12 protein-coding genes are annotated in these 14,232 nt (G+C 69.6%); 9 read left to right on the top strand and 3 right to left on the bottom strand.

Going from position 1 to position 14,232, the window contains the following annotated elements; all coding sequences use genetic code 11:
• The first annotated feature begins 65 nt into the window (after positions 1-65).
• Positions 66-977, top strand: coding sequence for a LysR substrate-binding domain-containing protein (locus tag MLG87_RS06925; protein WP_243294453.1), 912 nt, complete (start codon positions 66-68; stop codon positions 975-977).
• 53 nt (positions 978-1,030) lie between these two features.
• Positions 1,031-3,604 carry a serine/threonine-protein kinase gene (locus MLG87_RS06920; protein WP_243294452.1) on the top strand — a complete coding sequence of 858 codons (2,574 nt, stop codon included), beginning with the start codon at positions 1,031-1,033 and terminating at the stop codon, positions 3,602-3,604.
• 7 nt (positions 3,605-3,611) lie between these two features.
• On the opposite strand, the gene MLG87_RS06915 is transcribed toward MLG87_RS06920, so the two are convergent.
• On the bottom strand, positions 3,612-5,615 hold the full coding sequence (locus MLG87_RS06915) for a sigma-54-dependent Fis family transcriptional regulator (RefSeq protein WP_243294451.1): 2,004 nt from the start codon (positions 5,613-5,615) through the stop codon (positions 3,612-3,614).
• Between the two features lie 265 nt (positions 5,616-5,880).
• Between MLG87_RS06915 and MLG87_RS06910 the strand changes: the two genes are divergently transcribed.
• Both MLG87_RS06910 and MLG87_RS06905 read left to right on the top strand, forming a co-directional pair.
• Positions 5,881-7,611: an aldehyde ferredoxin oxidoreductase family protein gene (locus MLG87_RS06910; protein ID WP_243294450.1), complete on the top strand. Its 1,731-nt coding sequence runs from the start codon at positions 5,881-5,883 to the stop codon at positions 7,609-7,611.
• A gap of 1 nt (position 7,612) precedes the next feature.
• Entirely contained in the window at positions 7,613-7,846 is a 234-nt protein-coding gene (locus MLG87_RS06905; RefSeq protein WP_243294449.1) for a MoaD/ThiS family protein, read from the top strand.
• A gap of 10 nt (positions 7,847-7,856) precedes the next feature.
• Here the strand turns inward: MLG87_RS06905 and MLG87_RS06900 are convergent, their stop codons facing one another.
• Positions 7,857-8,570 carry a nitroreductase gene (locus tag MLG87_RS06900; protein WP_243294448.1) on the bottom strand — a complete coding sequence of 238 codons (714 nt, stop codon included), beginning with the start codon at positions 8,568-8,570 and terminating at the stop codon, positions 7,857-7,859.
• A 168-nt stretch (positions 8,571-8,738) separates the two neighbouring features.
• On the opposite strand from MLG87_RS06900, the gene MLG87_RS06895 reads away from it, so the two are divergent.
• The gene (locus MLG87_RS06895) at positions 8,739-9,377 is read left to right on the top strand and encodes a LysE family translocator (RefSeq protein WP_243294447.1); all 639 of its coding nucleotides are present in this window, start codon (positions 8,739-8,741) and stop codon (positions 9,375-9,377) included.
• 40 nt (positions 9,378-9,417) lie between these two features.
• Here the strand turns inward: MLG87_RS06895 and MLG87_RS06890 are convergent, their stop codons facing one another.
• Positions 9,418-10,083 (bottom strand): hydroxyacylglutathione hydrolase family protein, encoded by a 666-nt coding sequence (locus MLG87_RS06890; RefSeq protein WP_243294446.1) that lies wholly within the window; start codon positions 10,081-10,083, stop codon positions 9,418-9,420.
• A gap of 93 nt (positions 10,084-10,176) precedes the next feature.
• On the opposite strand from MLG87_RS06890, the gene MLG87_RS06885 reads away from it, so the two are divergent.
• From MLG87_RS06885 to MLG87_RS06870, 4 genes are all read left to right on the top strand, one after another.
• On the top strand, positions 10,177-11,244 hold the full coding sequence (locus MLG87_RS06885) for a bifunctional methionine sulfoxide reductase B/A protein (RefSeq protein ID WP_243294445.1): 1,068 nt from the start codon (positions 10,177-10,179) through the stop codon (positions 11,242-11,244).
• Between the two features lie 58 nt (positions 11,245-11,302).
• On the top strand, positions 11,303-12,202 hold the full coding sequence (locus tag MLG87_RS06880) for a serine O-acetyltransferase (RefSeq protein ID WP_243294444.1): 900 nt from the start codon (positions 11,303-11,305) through the stop codon (positions 12,200-12,202).
• The gene (locus MLG87_RS06875; protein ID WP_243294443.1) at positions 12,199-12,600 is read left to right on the top strand and encodes a phage holin family protein; all 402 of its coding nucleotides are present in this window, start codon (positions 12,199-12,201) and stop codon (positions 12,598-12,600) included. The genes MLG87_RS06880 and MLG87_RS06875 overlap by 4 nt, the downstream gene beginning before the upstream one ends.
• A gap of 156 nt (positions 12,601-12,756) precedes the next feature.
• Positions 12,757-14,226, top strand: a complete 1,470-nt coding sequence (locus tag MLG87_RS06870; RefSeq protein ID WP_243294442.1) for a hypothetical protein — start codon at positions 12,757-12,759, stop codon at positions 14,224-14,226.
• Positions 14,227-14,232: the final 6 nt, after the last annotated feature.

The raw sequence follows: 14,232 nt of genomic DNA, 5'->3' as shown, positions 1-14,232 counted from the left end.
GTCGGAGCTTCGAAACCCAATGAAAAATATCTATTCGAGTGCTATCTGATATCCAGGAGATATCAATGGAACTCCGCCTGCTCCGTTACTTCACCGTCGTCGCCGAGGAATTGCATTTCAGCCGGGCCGCCGCCCGCCTCCACATGGCCCAGCCCCCCCTGAGCCAGCAGATCAAGCAGCTGGAGCAGGAGCTCGGCGTCCCGCTGTTCGTCCGCACCCGGCGCCACGTCGAGCTGACCGAGCCCGGCCGCCAGTTCCTGGGCTCGGCGCGGGAGATCCTCGCCCAGGTGGACCACGCCGTGCTCCAGGTCCAGCGCGCCGCCCGGGGCGAGGTGGGCGAGATCGCCATCGGGCTGGTGAGCTCCGCCTCCTACGAGGACACCCTCCCGCGCATCCTCCGGGCCTACCGGGAGCGCCACCCCGCCGTGGCCATCACCCTGCACGAAATGAGCAGCGGCGAGCAGGTGGCGGCGCTCCGGGAGGGGCGGATCCAGGTGGGCCTGCTGCGCCCGCCCATCCACGAGCCGGGCCTCGCCACCACCACGGTCCTGCGGGAGCCCCTGGTGGCGGTGCTCCCGGCCGACCACCGCCTGGCAGGCCGGCGGCGCATCCCCCTGGCCGCCCTGGCCGGCGATCCGTTCATCATGATCCCCCGCAGCCACGGCCTGGGCATCCTGGACCTGGTGATGGGCGCCTGCCTCGCCGCCGGCTTCACGCCCCGCATCGCCCAGGAGGCCAAGGAGATCCAGACCGTGGTGGGCTTCGTGGCCGCCGGCTACGGCGTATCCCTGATGCCCCGAGCCGTGCGCCGCCTCTCGCACGCGGGCGTGGCCTACGTGCCCCTGGCGCCGCCCCAGGTGCAGATCGAAGTCGCCGCGGCCTACCGGCAGGGCGATGAATCCCCCCTCCTGGCCGCCTTCCTGGCCGTGCTGAAGGAAGGCTCACTAAGGGGGGCCTTGGCGAAATCCGGCCTCTGACTATGATGGAAGGGTCCTCCCCCTTCCCGCCCCCATTCCGGCATGGGGCTCCCGTGTCCCTTCCTCCCGGCACCTGGTTCGACGCCTACCAGCTTGTCGCCCTCATCGGCGCGGGGGGCATGGGTGAGGTCTACCTCGCCCACGACGACCGGCTGGGCCGCGATGTGGCCCTCAAAGTCCTGCCCCCCGCTTTCGCGGAGGACCCGGGCCGGCTCCAGCGCTTCCTGCGCGAGGCCCGGATCCTCGCCTCGCTTTCCCATCCGAACATCGTGCAGGTGTTCGGGTCCGGGGAACGCGACGGCGCGCCGTACCTGGTGATGGAGCTGCTCGAGGGCGAGACCCTGGCCGAACGGCTCCAGGGCCGCCCCCTCGCCCTGAAGCGGGCCGTGGACCTGGCCCGCGAAGCCGCCCTGGGCCTCGCCGCCGCCCACGAGCGGGGCATCCTCCACCGGGACATCAAGCCCGCCAACCTCTTCATCACCAGGGACGGCCGCGTGAAGCTGCTGGACCTCGGCTTGGCCAAATCCATGGCCAGACACGGGCCCCCGGGCGGCACCGCCGCCTCGGAGTCCCTCACCGAGCCCGGCCTGGTGCTGGGCACCGTGGGCTACATGAGCCCGGAACAGGTGCGTGGCGAGGCCCAGGATGCGCGCAGCGACCTCTTCAGCCTGGGCGTGGTCCTCTGGGAGATGATGTCCGGCCGCCGCCCCTTCCAGCGCGGCAACACCGTGGAGACCCTGAACGCCATCCTCACGGAGGACCCGCCGGATCTGGATCCCGCCCTGAAGGTGCCTCCGGCCCTGGAGCGGATCCTCATGAGTTGCCTGGCCAAGGATCCCGAAGCCCGCTTCCACAGCGCGCATGACCTAGCCTTCGCCCTCGGCGGGGTGTGGAGCGGAAGTCAAAGCGGGAGCCTCCCCGCCCAGGGGGGGTCGGCGCGGCGGTGGCGCCGCCTGCTCATTCCGCTGGCTGGCGCCGCGCTGGTCCTGGGCGGACTGGGCCTGGCCCGCGCCCGCCAGTGGCGGCCCTTCCGGCCACCGGCCCAGCCCACCTTCCGGCCCCTCACCTTCCGGGAAGGGCGCATCGCGGCGGCCCGCTTCACCCCCGACGGCCAGGGGGTGATGCTGAGCGCGGACTGGGAGGATCGCCAGACCCATCAGCTCTACGCCCTGAGGCTCTCCCCCCGGGAACTGAAGGCCACCGGCATCCGGGACGCCCTCCTCCACGGGATCTCCCCCGGCGGGGAGGTGCTCATGACGCAGAACCTGAGGCCCTACGCCTGGTGGACCTGGCAGGGCCGCCTGGGCCGGGCCCGCCTGGAGGCGCTGTCCCCGCGCTTCTCGGACCTGGACGTGCTCAGCGCGGACCTCGGGGCGCAGGGCCTGGTGGCGGCGAGCCGGCGGGTGGGGACCGGCGCCTATCACCTGGAGTGCCCCCTGGGCCAGGTGCGCCTGGACAATGGATCGGACTTCTCGGACCTCCGCTTCTCCCCGGACGGGGGCCGGCTGGCCTACATCGAGCATCCCCACTCCGGCGACAACTGGGGCCTGGTGGGCGTCCTGGATCTGGCCACGGGCCGGACCCGGACCCTCACCCGGGACTTCCAGGGCGTCTTCGGCCTGGCTTGGCGCGACGACGAGGTGTGGTTCTCGGCCTCGGAGGGCGGCCCGATCCGATCCATCTGGGCCGTGTCCATGGACGGCCGGACGCGCCTGGTGCTGCGGAGCCCCGGAGACCTCACCCTCCTGGACCTGGCCCCGGACGGACGGGCCCTGGTGGCCTCCGAGGAGGCGACCTCCCGGCTCTACCTGGTCCGCGAGGGCATCCCACCACAGGAGCTGACCCAGGGCTGGTATCCCGTACCCGTGGGCATGACCGGACCGGGAAGCCACTTGCTGTACATGGATCCCACGGAATCCAGGGGCCCCGCCTACGACCTCTACCTCCAGCCCCTTCCGGAGGGCCCCGCCCTGCACCTGGGGCAGACCCTGGCCTATCCCGCCCTCTCCCCGGACGCGACCCGCGTGGCGACCTTCGAGGGCAATCCCACCCACCCCGTGATCACCCACCTGGGCACCGGGGCCGTCCGGCACCTGCCCACCTTCGGGCTCGTGGACTACCCCTACTTCACCTACTGGACGGCGGACGGCAAGACCCTGATCCTCACGGCGAAACGGGCGGACGAGGAGCAGGTCCGGATCTACCTCCTGGACGAGGCGAGCGGCGACATCCGCCCCCTGGGGCCCGCCGGCAGGGTGGCCGGCCCCCCCGATCCCGCCGGCCGCCGGCTGGTGGCCACGGTGGCCGGACAGCGGGTGATCCTCGACCTGTCCCGCCCCGACGCCCCTGGGACACCCATTCTGGGCCTCGACCCCGGGGAGCTGGTCCTGGGGTGGGATGCCCCGGGCGCCCGCCTCATCCTGTGCCGCCCCATCCTCACCGGAGTGCAAGTGACCCTCCTGGATCCGGCCTCCGGCCGTCGCACCCCCTGGACCCGGTTCGACGCGCCGGGCCTCCAGGTGCGGCGGTTCGGCGCCCCACCGCGTCTCACGAAGGATGGGCGGACGCTCGTGTTCTCGAACCTGACCTGGAGCTCCACCCTGTTCCTGGTGGAGGGGCTGAAGTGAGGCCGGCTCAGATGCCCAGCTTCTGCACCTTCCGATAGAGGGTGTTCCGGGCCATCCCCAGCTCCCGGGCCGCCTGGCTCATGTTCCCCTTCCAGGCGCGCAGGCAGGCCTGGATCTGCTCCCGCTCCTCCTCCTGCAGCTGCTCCCGGAGGTTGGCGGAGCCCGAGGCCCGGACCGGGCCCGACGCCGCGGAAACGGAGACGGGAGCTGGGGGGTCCGGAGGGCGGAGGATCTCGTCGGGGATGTCCTCCGGGAGGAGCGCCGGGCCCCGGACCGCGTGGATCATGCGCTCGACCACGTTCTGGAACTCGCGGACGTTGCCGGGCCAGGCGTAGCCCTGGAGGGCGCCGCTCACGCCGGGATCGATGCGGAGCTTCGCGACCCCCTTGCGGGCGGCGAACTTGTGGAGGAAGGCCTCCAGCAGCTCCGGGATGTCCTCGGGATGCTCCCGCAGGGGCGGGAGCTTGATCATGGAGACGTTGAGCCGGTAGTAGAGGTCCTGACGGAAGGTCCCCTTGCGGATCTCCTCCCGCAGGTCCTTGTGGGTGGCGCAGATGATCCGCACGTCCACCACGAAGGGCCGGTCGCCGCCCAGACGCGTGATGGTCCGGTCCTGGAGCACGCGGAGCAGGGCGATCTGCTGCTCCAGGGGCATGTCCCCGATCTCGTCCAGGAAGAGGGTGCCCCCGCTGGCCAGCTCGAACTTCCCCGGGCGCCCGCCCCGGGCCGCGCCCGTGAAGGCCCCGTCCTGGTAGCCGAACAGCTCGCTGGCGATGAGCTCCCGGGGAATGGCCCCGCAGTTGATGGCCACGAAGGGCCCCTTCCGGCGCTCAGACTGGTTGTGGATGGCGTGGGCGAACATCTCCTTGCCGGTGCCGCTCTCGCCGGTCAGCAGGACGTTGCTCTCGTTGGCCGCCGCCAGCTGGCCCTGCTGGACGGCCCGCTGAAGGGCCTCCCCCTGCCCCAGGATGTCCTCGAAGCGGAAGGTGGCCTGGGCCCCGCTGAAGCGGTTGATGAGCCCCTTGATCTTGTTGATGGGGTTCACGAACAGCACGGCCCCCTTGACCACGCCGCCCTCGTCCAGGATGGGCTTGCCGCTGGCGACGCACTGGAGGGCGCCCTTTCCGGAGGCCAGCTCCAGCTCCCGGTCCAGGAACTCGCGGCCCCAGGCCAGCAGCTCGCGGATGGGCCCCAGGTCCCGGACCAGATCCGTGATGCGCTTGCCGGCGGCCTGCTGGCTGGAGACCCCCAGCAGCCGCTCCGCCACGGGGTTGATCTGGTCGAGGACGCCGTCGACGTCCAGCACCAGCACCCCGTCGGTGACCGTGAGGATGATGCTGGAGAGCCGGTTGTTCAGCAGCCTCAGCTCCCGGTTCTTCTGGCCCACCTCCAGCTCGTGCTGGATGGCCTCCACCGCGGCCATCACCAGCCCGAGCGTGTGGATGTGCGTCTCGTCCACGGGCCCGGTCATGTCCAGCAGGCCGATGGTCTTCCCCCGCGGATCGAAGATGGGCGCCCCGGAGCAGGTCCAGCGGTGGTGCTTCTGGCAGTAGTGCTCCGCGCCCGAGACCTGGAAGGGGCGGCCCAGCACCAGCGGCGTCCCGGCCCCGTTGGTGCCCACCTCGCCCTCGGCCCAGAGCGCCCCCTTGTTCAGGTTCAGGTCCTGGGACGCGAGGATGCGGTCCGGGTTGCCCACGGCCTCCAGGAGGTAGCCCTGCTCGTCGAAGAGCAGCACCACGAAGCTGGAGCCCGCCACCAGGCTGTACAGGTTCTCCATGAAGGGCTTGGCGACCCGGATCAGGTCCTGCTTCCGCTCCGCCAGCGTCGCGAACTCGGCGGATCCCAGCACCCTCGTGGAGCGTGCGGCCAGCGGATCCACACCGGCGGCCTGGCAGCGGCGCCAGGAGGCCTCCAACTCAGGGCCCAGCGTGCCGGGCTCGAGGACCCCCTCCCGGATGAAGCGGTCCCAGACCGCCCAGCGCTCCGTGGCCTGTCCCCCCTTCTGTGCCATGGCCCCTCCAGAGGCCGGTCTCTGGAACCGCGCCGATCTGTCCCATCATGTTACCGATCCGATACATAAATGATCAATAAGTAACGTTTCGACACAAAGACTGGCGGTGGCCTCCGGAGGATTCGGCTCGCCATTTTTTCCCATCTTCGCCCAGGAGAGTCGGGCTTCGAGGATACCCATGTCGTGAATGATCCTCCCGATCCGGTTCCCGGCATAGCTCCTGCCTTGGTCGGGAATCGACCCGAACCCTCGAGGGGAATCCACCATGGACAAGATCCTGCGCGTGAACATGACCGACCTGACCACCCGGGTCGAGGAGACGCCCGCCGAGTGGGCCGGCCTGGGGGGCCGGGCCCTCACGTCGACCATCGTGGCGAAGGAGGTTCCGCCCGCCTGCCACGCCCTCGGGCCCAACAACAAGCTGGTCTTCGCGCCCGGCCTGCTGTCGGGCACGGCGGCCTCCAACTCGGGCCGCCTCTCCGCCGGCGCCAAGAGCCCCCTCACGGGGGGCATCAAGGAGAGCAACGTGGGCGGCACGGCGGCCCAGATGTTCGCCCGCCTGGGCATCAAGGCCCTGATCGTCGAAGGCGTGCCCCCGGGTGAGGGCTGGTACGCCCTCAAGGTCGGCAAGGACGGCGTCGCCATCGAAGAGGAGCGCGGCCTCCTGGGCCTGGGGAACTTCGCCGTCATCGACGCCCTCCAGGCGCTGATGGGCAAGAAGACCGGCGTGATCGCGATCGGCCCCGCGGGCGAGATGAAGCTCACCTCGGCGAACATCTCGGTGAAGGATCCCTCGGGCAAGATCCGCAGCCACGGCCGCGGCGGCCTCGGCGCCGTCATGGGCTCCAAGCGCATCAAGTTCATCGCCATCGACGACGAGGGCGCCCCCGGCATCCAGCTCGCGGATCCCGAGGCCTTCAAGGCCGCCTCCCGCGTCTTCACGAAGGCCCTCATGGACCATCCCGTGAGCGGCCAGGGCCTTCCCACCTACGGCACGAACGTGCTGGTCAACATCCTCCACGAGGCCGGCGGCCTGCCCACCCGCAACTTCACCCACGGCCAGTTCGACGGGCACGAGCAGATCTGCGGCGAGACCATGCACGACACCATCGTGGCCCGCGGGGGCAAGCCCCGGCACGGCTGCCATGCGGGCTGCGTCATCCAGTGCTCGCAGGTCTACCACGACAAGGAGGGCCAGTACCTGACCTCCGGCTTCGAGTACGAGACCATCTGGGGCCTGGGCGCCAACTGCCTCATCAAGGAGCTGGACGACATCGCCCTGGCCGACAACCTCATGGACGACCTCGGCCTCGACTCCATCGAGACCGCGGTGGCCTTCGGCGTGGCCATGGAGGCGGGCCTCCTCCCCTGGGGCGACGGCAAGGAAGTGGTCCGCATCCTGCGCGAGGAGATCGGCAAAGGTACGGCCCTGGGGCGCATCATCGGCTCGGGCGCGGGCGCCGTGGGCCGCACCTACGGCGTCACCCGGGTACCCGTGGTGAAGAACCAGGCCATCCCGGCCTACGATCCCCGCTCGGTCAAGGGCATCGGCATCACCTACTGCACCAGCCCCATGGGCGCCGACCACACCGCGGGCTACACCATCGCCACCAACATCCTCAACGTGGGCGGCCAGGTGGACCCGCTGAAGAAGGAGGGCCAGGTCGAGCTCTCCCGGAACCTCCAGATCGCCACCGCCGCCGTGGATTCCACGGGCATGTGCATCTTCATCGCCTTCCCGGCTCTGGACACCCCCGAGTGCCTGCCGGCGCTGATCGACATGATCAACGCCCGCTTCGGCGCCAAGCTCACCGGGGACGACGTGACGGGTCTCGGCAAGAACATCCTGAAGCTGGAGCGCGCCTTCAACCTGGCCGCGGGCCTGACCAGCGCCGATGACCGCCTGCCGGAGTTCTTCTGCTCGGACCCCGTGTCGCCCCACCAGGCCGTGTGGGACTTCACGAACGAGGAGATCGACGCCTTCTGGGATTTCTGAGATGGCGCCGATCACCGTCACCATCAAGCTCTTCGCCCACTTCCGGAACGGCCGGTTCAAGGAGGCCGACCACCAGTTCCCGCCGGGCGTGGCCTGCCGCGACGTCATCCTCGGGCTGGGCTTCCGGCTGGGCGAGATGGGCATCGTCATGGTGAACGGCCAGCACGCCCCCCTGGACCACCCGCTGAGCGAGCGCGACACCCTGGCTCTCTTCCCCCTGGTGGGCGGAGGGTGAGGGTGTCCGGCTAGTCTTCGAGGAACCGTGTAAACTCGGAGACCGGCGCGCGCTCGGTCTCCAGGCGGTTCTCCACGGCCTCCGGGTCGGCGTAGCCCAGCGCCATGCCGCAGACCAGCATCTGGTCGGGCCGGAAGGCCAGCTCCTCGGCGATGACGCGGTGGAACTGCGTGAAGGCGGCCTGGGGGCAGGTGTGCAGGCCCCGGGCCCGGCCGGCCACCATGATGGCCTCCAGGAACATGCCGTAGTCCAGCCAGCTGCCCACCTGCATGATGCGGTCGATGCTGAAGATCAAGCCCACGGGCGCGTCGAAGAAGCGGAAGTTGCGGCCATGCTGCGCATGCATCCCGGCCTTGTCCGTCTTCTCGATGCCCAGGAGGCCGTAGAGGTCCCAGCCCACCTTGCGGCGGCGCTCCAGGTAGGGCGAGGTCCATTCTTTCGGGTAGTACTCGTACTCGCGCTCGTGGCGGGCCAGCTCCTCAGGGTCGTCATAGATGGCGAGAATCCGATCGCAGAGGCGCGCCTTGGCCGCGCCCGTCAGCACGTGGACCTGCCAGGGCTGGATGTTGGTTCCCGACGGGGCCCGCGACGCCACGCGGAGAATGTCCTCCACCACCTCCCGCGGCACAGGCGTGGGCAGGAAGGCCCGCATGGAGCGGCGGCTGGTGATGGCGGCATCGACCGCGGTGGTTTCGGCTTCGGTGGGCGGGTCGAACGGATTCACGGGTTCGGTCCTTTCGAGCGGCGTCCGGCGGCGCGGGTGGGACTCGTGCGGCTTCGATCGCCGATCCCTTCAGTACATCATCCTCGATCCGATTCCTGGCCAGGCATTCGCCTGTATATACAATCAATATCGATCGGTTCTATCCGTCCCATCCTCCAGGAGCGTCGATTGATCCCACTCAAGGACCTCGTCCTGTTCGCCGGTGCCGCACTGCTCATGGTGCTCAGCCCGGGGCCCAACATGATCTACCTGATCTCGCGCTCGATCTGCCAGGGCCGCAAGGCGGGGGTCATCTCCCTCCTCGGCGTCGTCGCAGGCTTCCTGGTGCACATGTTCTCCGCCGCCGTGGGGCTGACGACGCTCTTCCTGGCCGTCCCCCTGGCCTACGAGGTCCTCAAGTGGGCCGGCGCGGCCTACCTCCTGTGGCTGGCCTGGCAGGCGGTCCGTCCCGGGGCCCGCTCCCCCTTCGAGGCCAGGTCCCTGCCGGCGGATCCACCTTCCCGGCTGTTCGCCATGGGATTCCTCACGAACCTGCTGAACCCCAAGATCGCCATGTTCTACCTCTCGGTGTTCCCCCAGTTCGTCTCCGCGGCGCACGGCTCCATCTTCACGCAGAGCATCACCCTGGGCCTGACGCAGATCGCCGTCAGCTTCTCAGTCAACCTCGCCATCGCCCTCTCCGCCGCCCGGCTGGCGGCCTGGTTCGGCCGCAACCCGCTCTGGCTGGCGGCGCAGCGCTACTTCATGGGGTTCGTCCTCACCGGACTGGCCATTCGCCTGGCGGTGGAACGGCGACACGCCGCCTAGCCGCGCCTACCCTGACCAGCCTCGCCCCTGATTTGGCCTCTCAACGCAGCCCGTGCTGCGCCTTGAAGGCGGGCCATCCCGCCTTGAGGCGGATGAAGGCCGCCACATCGGGGCAGCGGAGGAAGGGGTTGGCCTCGCGCTCCCAGGCCAGGGTGGAGCTGGGGCGGGCGCCGTAGTCGTGGCCGGGCCAGATCGTCGTGTGGGCGGGCCACTCCCGCAGCAGGCGCTGGAGGCTGTCCCACTCGGTGCGGGCGTCCCGGTCGTTCGGCGTGCCGCCCACCTTCCCCACGAAGAGGAGGTCGCCGGTGAGCCCCGCGGCCAGGTCGCCCGGCAGGCCCTCGGTCAGGAAGGCCAGGTGGTCCGGGCAGTGACCAGGCAGGTGCCACACGCCCAGCCGCCAGGCGCCGAAGGGGACGCGTTCGCCATCCTTCAGCACCCGGTCCAGGGGGCCGGGATGGCCGGGACCGCCCAGGACGGGGGCCCCGGTGAGGGCCTGGGCACCGCCGTTACCGTTGCTGTGGTCCGCGTGGCCGTGGGTGTTCAGGATGGCCGTGATCCGCAGCCCCTGGGCCTTCGCCCGGGCCACCAGGGCGCCGGGGTCGTAGGAGGGGTCCACCAGGACGCCCTCGCCGGCTTCCCGATCGCCCAGGAGATAGCCGAAGTTGCGGTCCCCGCCCACCCTGGCCTGCTCGAAGATGAACCGCATGGGCACCTCCGGCCTCATTGTCCCCCACGCTCCTCCCGGGCGGAACGTCCGGACTTCCCCAGGCATCCAACCCTGCATCCGGAGGAGCCGTCCATGTGGAGCGGAAAGACTTGGTTGACCCTGGCCGCGGCGGCGGTGCTGGCCGCGGGCGCGGCCCTGGCCCTTCCCCGCCCCGGCGGTGCCCATGCCCCGGCCCCGACCGATCGTGAGGTGAAGGTGAACGCACCCGAGAAACCCAGCCAGGACGTGCTCAGGAAGAAGCTCACGCCCATGCAGTACCACGTCACCCAGGAGGCCGGCACCGAGCCGCCCTTCCAGAACGCCTTCTGGAACGACCACCGGGAGGGGATCTACGTGGACGTGGTGAGCGGCGAGCCGCTCTTCTCCTCCAAGGACAAGTTCGACTCGGAATGCGGCTGGCCCAGCTTCGCGAAGCCCCTGGCCGCCGACGAGGTGGTGGAGAACCGCGACACCTCCCACGGCATGATCCGAACGGAGGTGCGGTCCAAGGGCGCCGACTCCCACCTGGGCCATGTGTTCGACGACGGCCCCCGGGACAAGGGCGGCCTGCGCTACTGCATCAACTCCGCCTCCCTGCGCTTTGTGCCCGTGGACGACCTGGAGCGGGAGGGCCTGGGCCGCTTCCTGCCTCTCTTCGGCCGCCCGGCCCCCGCCAAGAAGGAAGCCAAGGAGGAGATCGCCACCCTGGCCGGGGGTTGCTTCTGGGGCATGGAGGACCTGCTGCGGAAGCAGCCGGGCGTCATCGCCATCGAGGTGGGCTACACCGGTGGGAACGTCCCCAACGCCACCTACGAGCACCATGAGGGCCACGCCGAGGCGGTGCAGATCCGCTTCGACCCCACGAAGACAAGCTACGAGGCCCTGCTGCGCTTCTTCTTCCGCATGCACGACCCCACCACGCTCAACCGCCAGGGCAACGACGTAGGCACCTCGTACCGCAGCGCCATCTTCTACCACAGCGAGGCCCAGCGACAGACCGCCGAGCGCGTGAAGGCCGAGGTGGACGCCAGCGGCAAGTGGAAGCGCCCCATCGTCACCGAGATCACGCCCGCCGGCCCCTGGTGGAAGGCCGAGGACTACCATCAGGACTACCTGATCAAGCACCCGGGCGGCTACACCTGCCACTACGTGAGGGACTGATCGCATGGCATCCTTGTCCATCCGGACCGGCCTGGCCCGGATGGATCTTGGAGCGCCCATGTCCGGCATGCGACACCCGGAGAACCGGCCCGACCTCCATGCGGTGGTCGAGGCCCTGGCGGAGGCCTCCTCCGCCCTCACGGAGATGCCCCTGGGCTGTCGCGAGTTCCCCTCCCGCACCGCGCTGGCCGCGCTGGTGGAGGAGATGCGGGCCCTGCTCTTCCCCGGCTACTTCGGCGCCTCCGAGCTGAACGCGGAGACCCTGCGCTACCACTTGGGCGCCCGCATGGACCGGGTGCTCCACGGCCTGGCCGACCAGATCCAGCGCGGCATGATGGCCTCGGACCCCGCCTGCGGCGACTGCGAGGAGCGCGCCCTTGGCCTGGCCCGGGCCTTCCTGGCGCGGCTGCCGGAGGTCCGCCGCCTCCTGGCCACGGACATCCAGGCCGGCTTCGAGGGCGATCCCGCCGCCACCAGTCCCGACGAAGTGCTCTTCAGCTACCCGGGCCTGCTGGCCATCACCAACCAGCGCCTGGCCCACGAGCTGCTGAAGCTGGGCGTGCCCCTGCTGCCCCGCATGATCACCGAGCACGCCCACAGCCTCACGGGCATCGACATCCATCCGGGCGCCCAGATCGGCGAGCGGTTCTTCATCGACCACGGCACGGGCGTCGTCATCGGCGAGACCTGCGTCATCGGCCACAACGTTCGCATCTACCAGGGCGTCACTCTGGGCGCCAAGAGCTTCCCCCTGGACGCCGAAGGCCATCCCGTGAAGGGCGTCCCCCGCCACCCCGTGGTGGAGGATGATGTCATCGTCTACTCCAACGCCACGGTGCTCGGTCGCATCACCATCGGGAAGGGCTCCGCCATCGGCGGCAACGTGTGGCTCACCCGCAGCGTGCCGCCCGGCAGCGTGATCACCCAGGCCAACGAAAAGGACGGCATGCCCGCATGACCACCCTCCTGCGCTTCCTGTTCTCCGCCATCGGGCTCCTGGTGGCCAGCGCCGTCGTGCCCGGCCTGGGCCACGGCGCCTTCCTGGATCTGCTCATCGTGGCCGTCATCCTGGCCGCCCTGAACGCCACCGTGGGCAGCCTGCTGAAGGTCATCGCCTTCGTGCCCATGGCCTGCTCCCTCGGCTGCTTCAGCCTGGTCATCAACGGCCTCGTATTCTGGCTGGCGGGCACGCTGTCCACGCGGCTGGGCCTCCAGTTCACCGTCAGCGGCTTCTGGGCCGGCTTCTTCGGCGCCCTGGTGACCAGCGTGGTGGCCTCCGTCCTCGGCGCCCTCTTCATCCCCAAGGACCGCAAGCGCCCCCAGGGACCAGCCCCGCGGATCAAGGTGGTGAACTAGCCCCTCCGGAAGGCATGCACTGAGACCCGTTCGCAGGGCTTATCCGCCCGTTCGGGGGCGCATCCCTCTCTGCAATGGGGACCTTGAGTAAGGTGGACCCGGCGGGAGCGCCCGGGCATCGGTCCTGGACCCCGACTTGCGATTCGGGAGGCAGGCTTGCGCTTCACCACACCCTTCATCTGGCTCGGATTGAGTTTCTGGATGGCCTGCGGCGGAGGCGGGTCCCAGCCCAAGACTGCCCTTCCCGCCACGGATCCGGTCCTGTTCACCGCGGGGGATTCCATTCACGGGGTGCAGCTGTGGGCCAGCGACGGGACCGCTCAGGGCACCCGCATGGTGAAGCAGATCCATCCAGAGGGCTGGGCCTTCCCCAACAGCCTCGCCACGACCTTCGCCGCCTTCGACGGGAAGGTCTACTTCCCGGCCCAGGATCCCGCCCACGGCTATGAGCTATGGCGCACGGACGGCACGGCGGCAGGAACCCAGCTGGTCCTGGACGCCCTCCCGGGACCCGAGGGAGGCGCTCTCCACGATCTGCGCCAGCCCTGCGTCGTGGGCACGAGCCTGTATTTCCTGGCCCGAACATCTCCCTTTTCCTACGAATACCTCTGGCGGCTCGGGCAGGGTGAGGAGGCACCGGTACGCCTTCTGGATGGGTACCAGGGTGAGTGGCAGGGAAATGCCTTCAACCTGGCCCCCTGGAATTCGGAACTGGCCTTCATTGGCGGAAGTGCCACCCAAGGCGCCGCCCTTTGGCGGACCAACGGCCTGCCCGGAGGTACCCAGTTGGCTTCAACCGGAATCCGCCCCAGCGCGGCTCTTGGGATCCACACCGGACGGGCCATCTTCATCGGCGTCGACAATTCCCAGGTCGGCGCAGGTTTCGGACTCTGGGCCTGCGATCTCACCACAGGGATCTCCCAACTCCTGATTCCGATGGCCAACCTGGTCTCGCCCCACTGGGACAACCAAGTGGGCCTCCAGTTCAACAATGGGTACGCCCTGGTGGAAGCCTGGGAGAGCACCCTGCCCGACCGCTACGGACTCTGGCGCACCGACGGGACCCCCGAAGGCACCGTCAGGCTCATGGACCTGGCCCGACCCACGGGACTCATCGCCCAGGCCCGCGGTTTCCAGGGCAAGACCTGGTTTGCCGCGGACGATGGCCAGCATGGGGTGGAACTCTGGGTCACCGACGGAACCCCCGGGGGGACATGGATGCTCAAAGACCTGACGGCGGGAATGGACGGATCCTATCCCGCCATCTCCGCCGGCTTCGTGCTCCCGACCGGTGGCTTCTTCGTGTTCAAGGATCGGCTCTACTTCGGGGCTGGCGGCCCCATGCTGGATGCCCAGGTGCTCTGGGCATCCGACGGCACGGCGGAAGGGACGCGACGCGTGGTCGACCTGCCGACGGCGGATGGTCGCGTGCCCAAACTCCCGGCCGCCTACTGCGCCATTGGAGACACCCTGTACTTCTCGGCCCTGACCCGGGGCGACGCACCGTTCACCCGCCAGCTCTGGCGGACGGATGGAACCCCGGAAGGTACCCGCCCCGTCACCGCCTTCGACTTCGGAGAGTACTGGAACCCCATCTGGACCATCGTGCCCAGCCCTGGGCCCTGATCCCCT

The sequence above is a fragment of the Geothrix mesophila genome (assembly GCF_022808835.1).
Taxonomy (GTDB): Bacteria; Acidobacteriota; Holophagae; order Holophagales; family Holophagaceae; genus Geothrix; species Geothrix paludis.
Note: the sequence above shows the minus strand (reverse complement) of the source record. Positions and strands in the feature narration are given on the sequence as shown.

Excerpts from the sequence above, each read along its gene's own strand:
- MLG87_RS06925 (WP_243294453.1), top strand. The coding sequence starts at position 66 with ATGGAACTCCGCCTGCTCCGTTACTTCACCGTCGTCGCCGAGGAATTG.
- MLG87_RS06915 (WP_243294451.1), bottom strand. The coding sequence starts at position 5,615 with ATGGCACAGAAGGGGGGACAGGCCACGGAGCGCTGGGCGGTCTGGGAC.
- MLG87_RS06910 (WP_243294450.1), top strand. The coding sequence starts at position 5,881 with ATGGACAAGATCCTGCGCGTGAACATGACCGACCTGACCACCCGGGTC.
- MLG87_RS06905 (WP_243294449.1), top strand. The coding sequence starts at position 7,613 with ATGGCGCCGATCACCGTCACCATCAAGCTCTTCGCCCACTTCCGGAAC.
- MLG87_RS06890 (WP_243294446.1), bottom strand. The coding sequence starts at position 10,083 with ATGCGGTTCATCTTCGAGCAGGCCAGGGTGGGCGGGGACCGCAACTTC.
- MLG87_RS06885 (WP_243294445.1), top strand. The coding sequence starts at position 10,177 with ATGTGGAGCGGAAAGACTTGGTTGACCCTGGCCGCGGCGGCGGTGCTG.
- MLG87_RS06880 (WP_243294444.1), top strand. The coding sequence starts at position 11,303 with ATGTCCGGCATGCGACACCCGGAGAACCGGCCCGACCTCCATGCGGTG.
- MLG87_RS06875 (WP_243294443.1), top strand. The coding sequence starts at position 12,199 with ATGACCACCCTCCTGCGCTTCCTGTTCTCCGCCATCGGGCTCCTGGTG.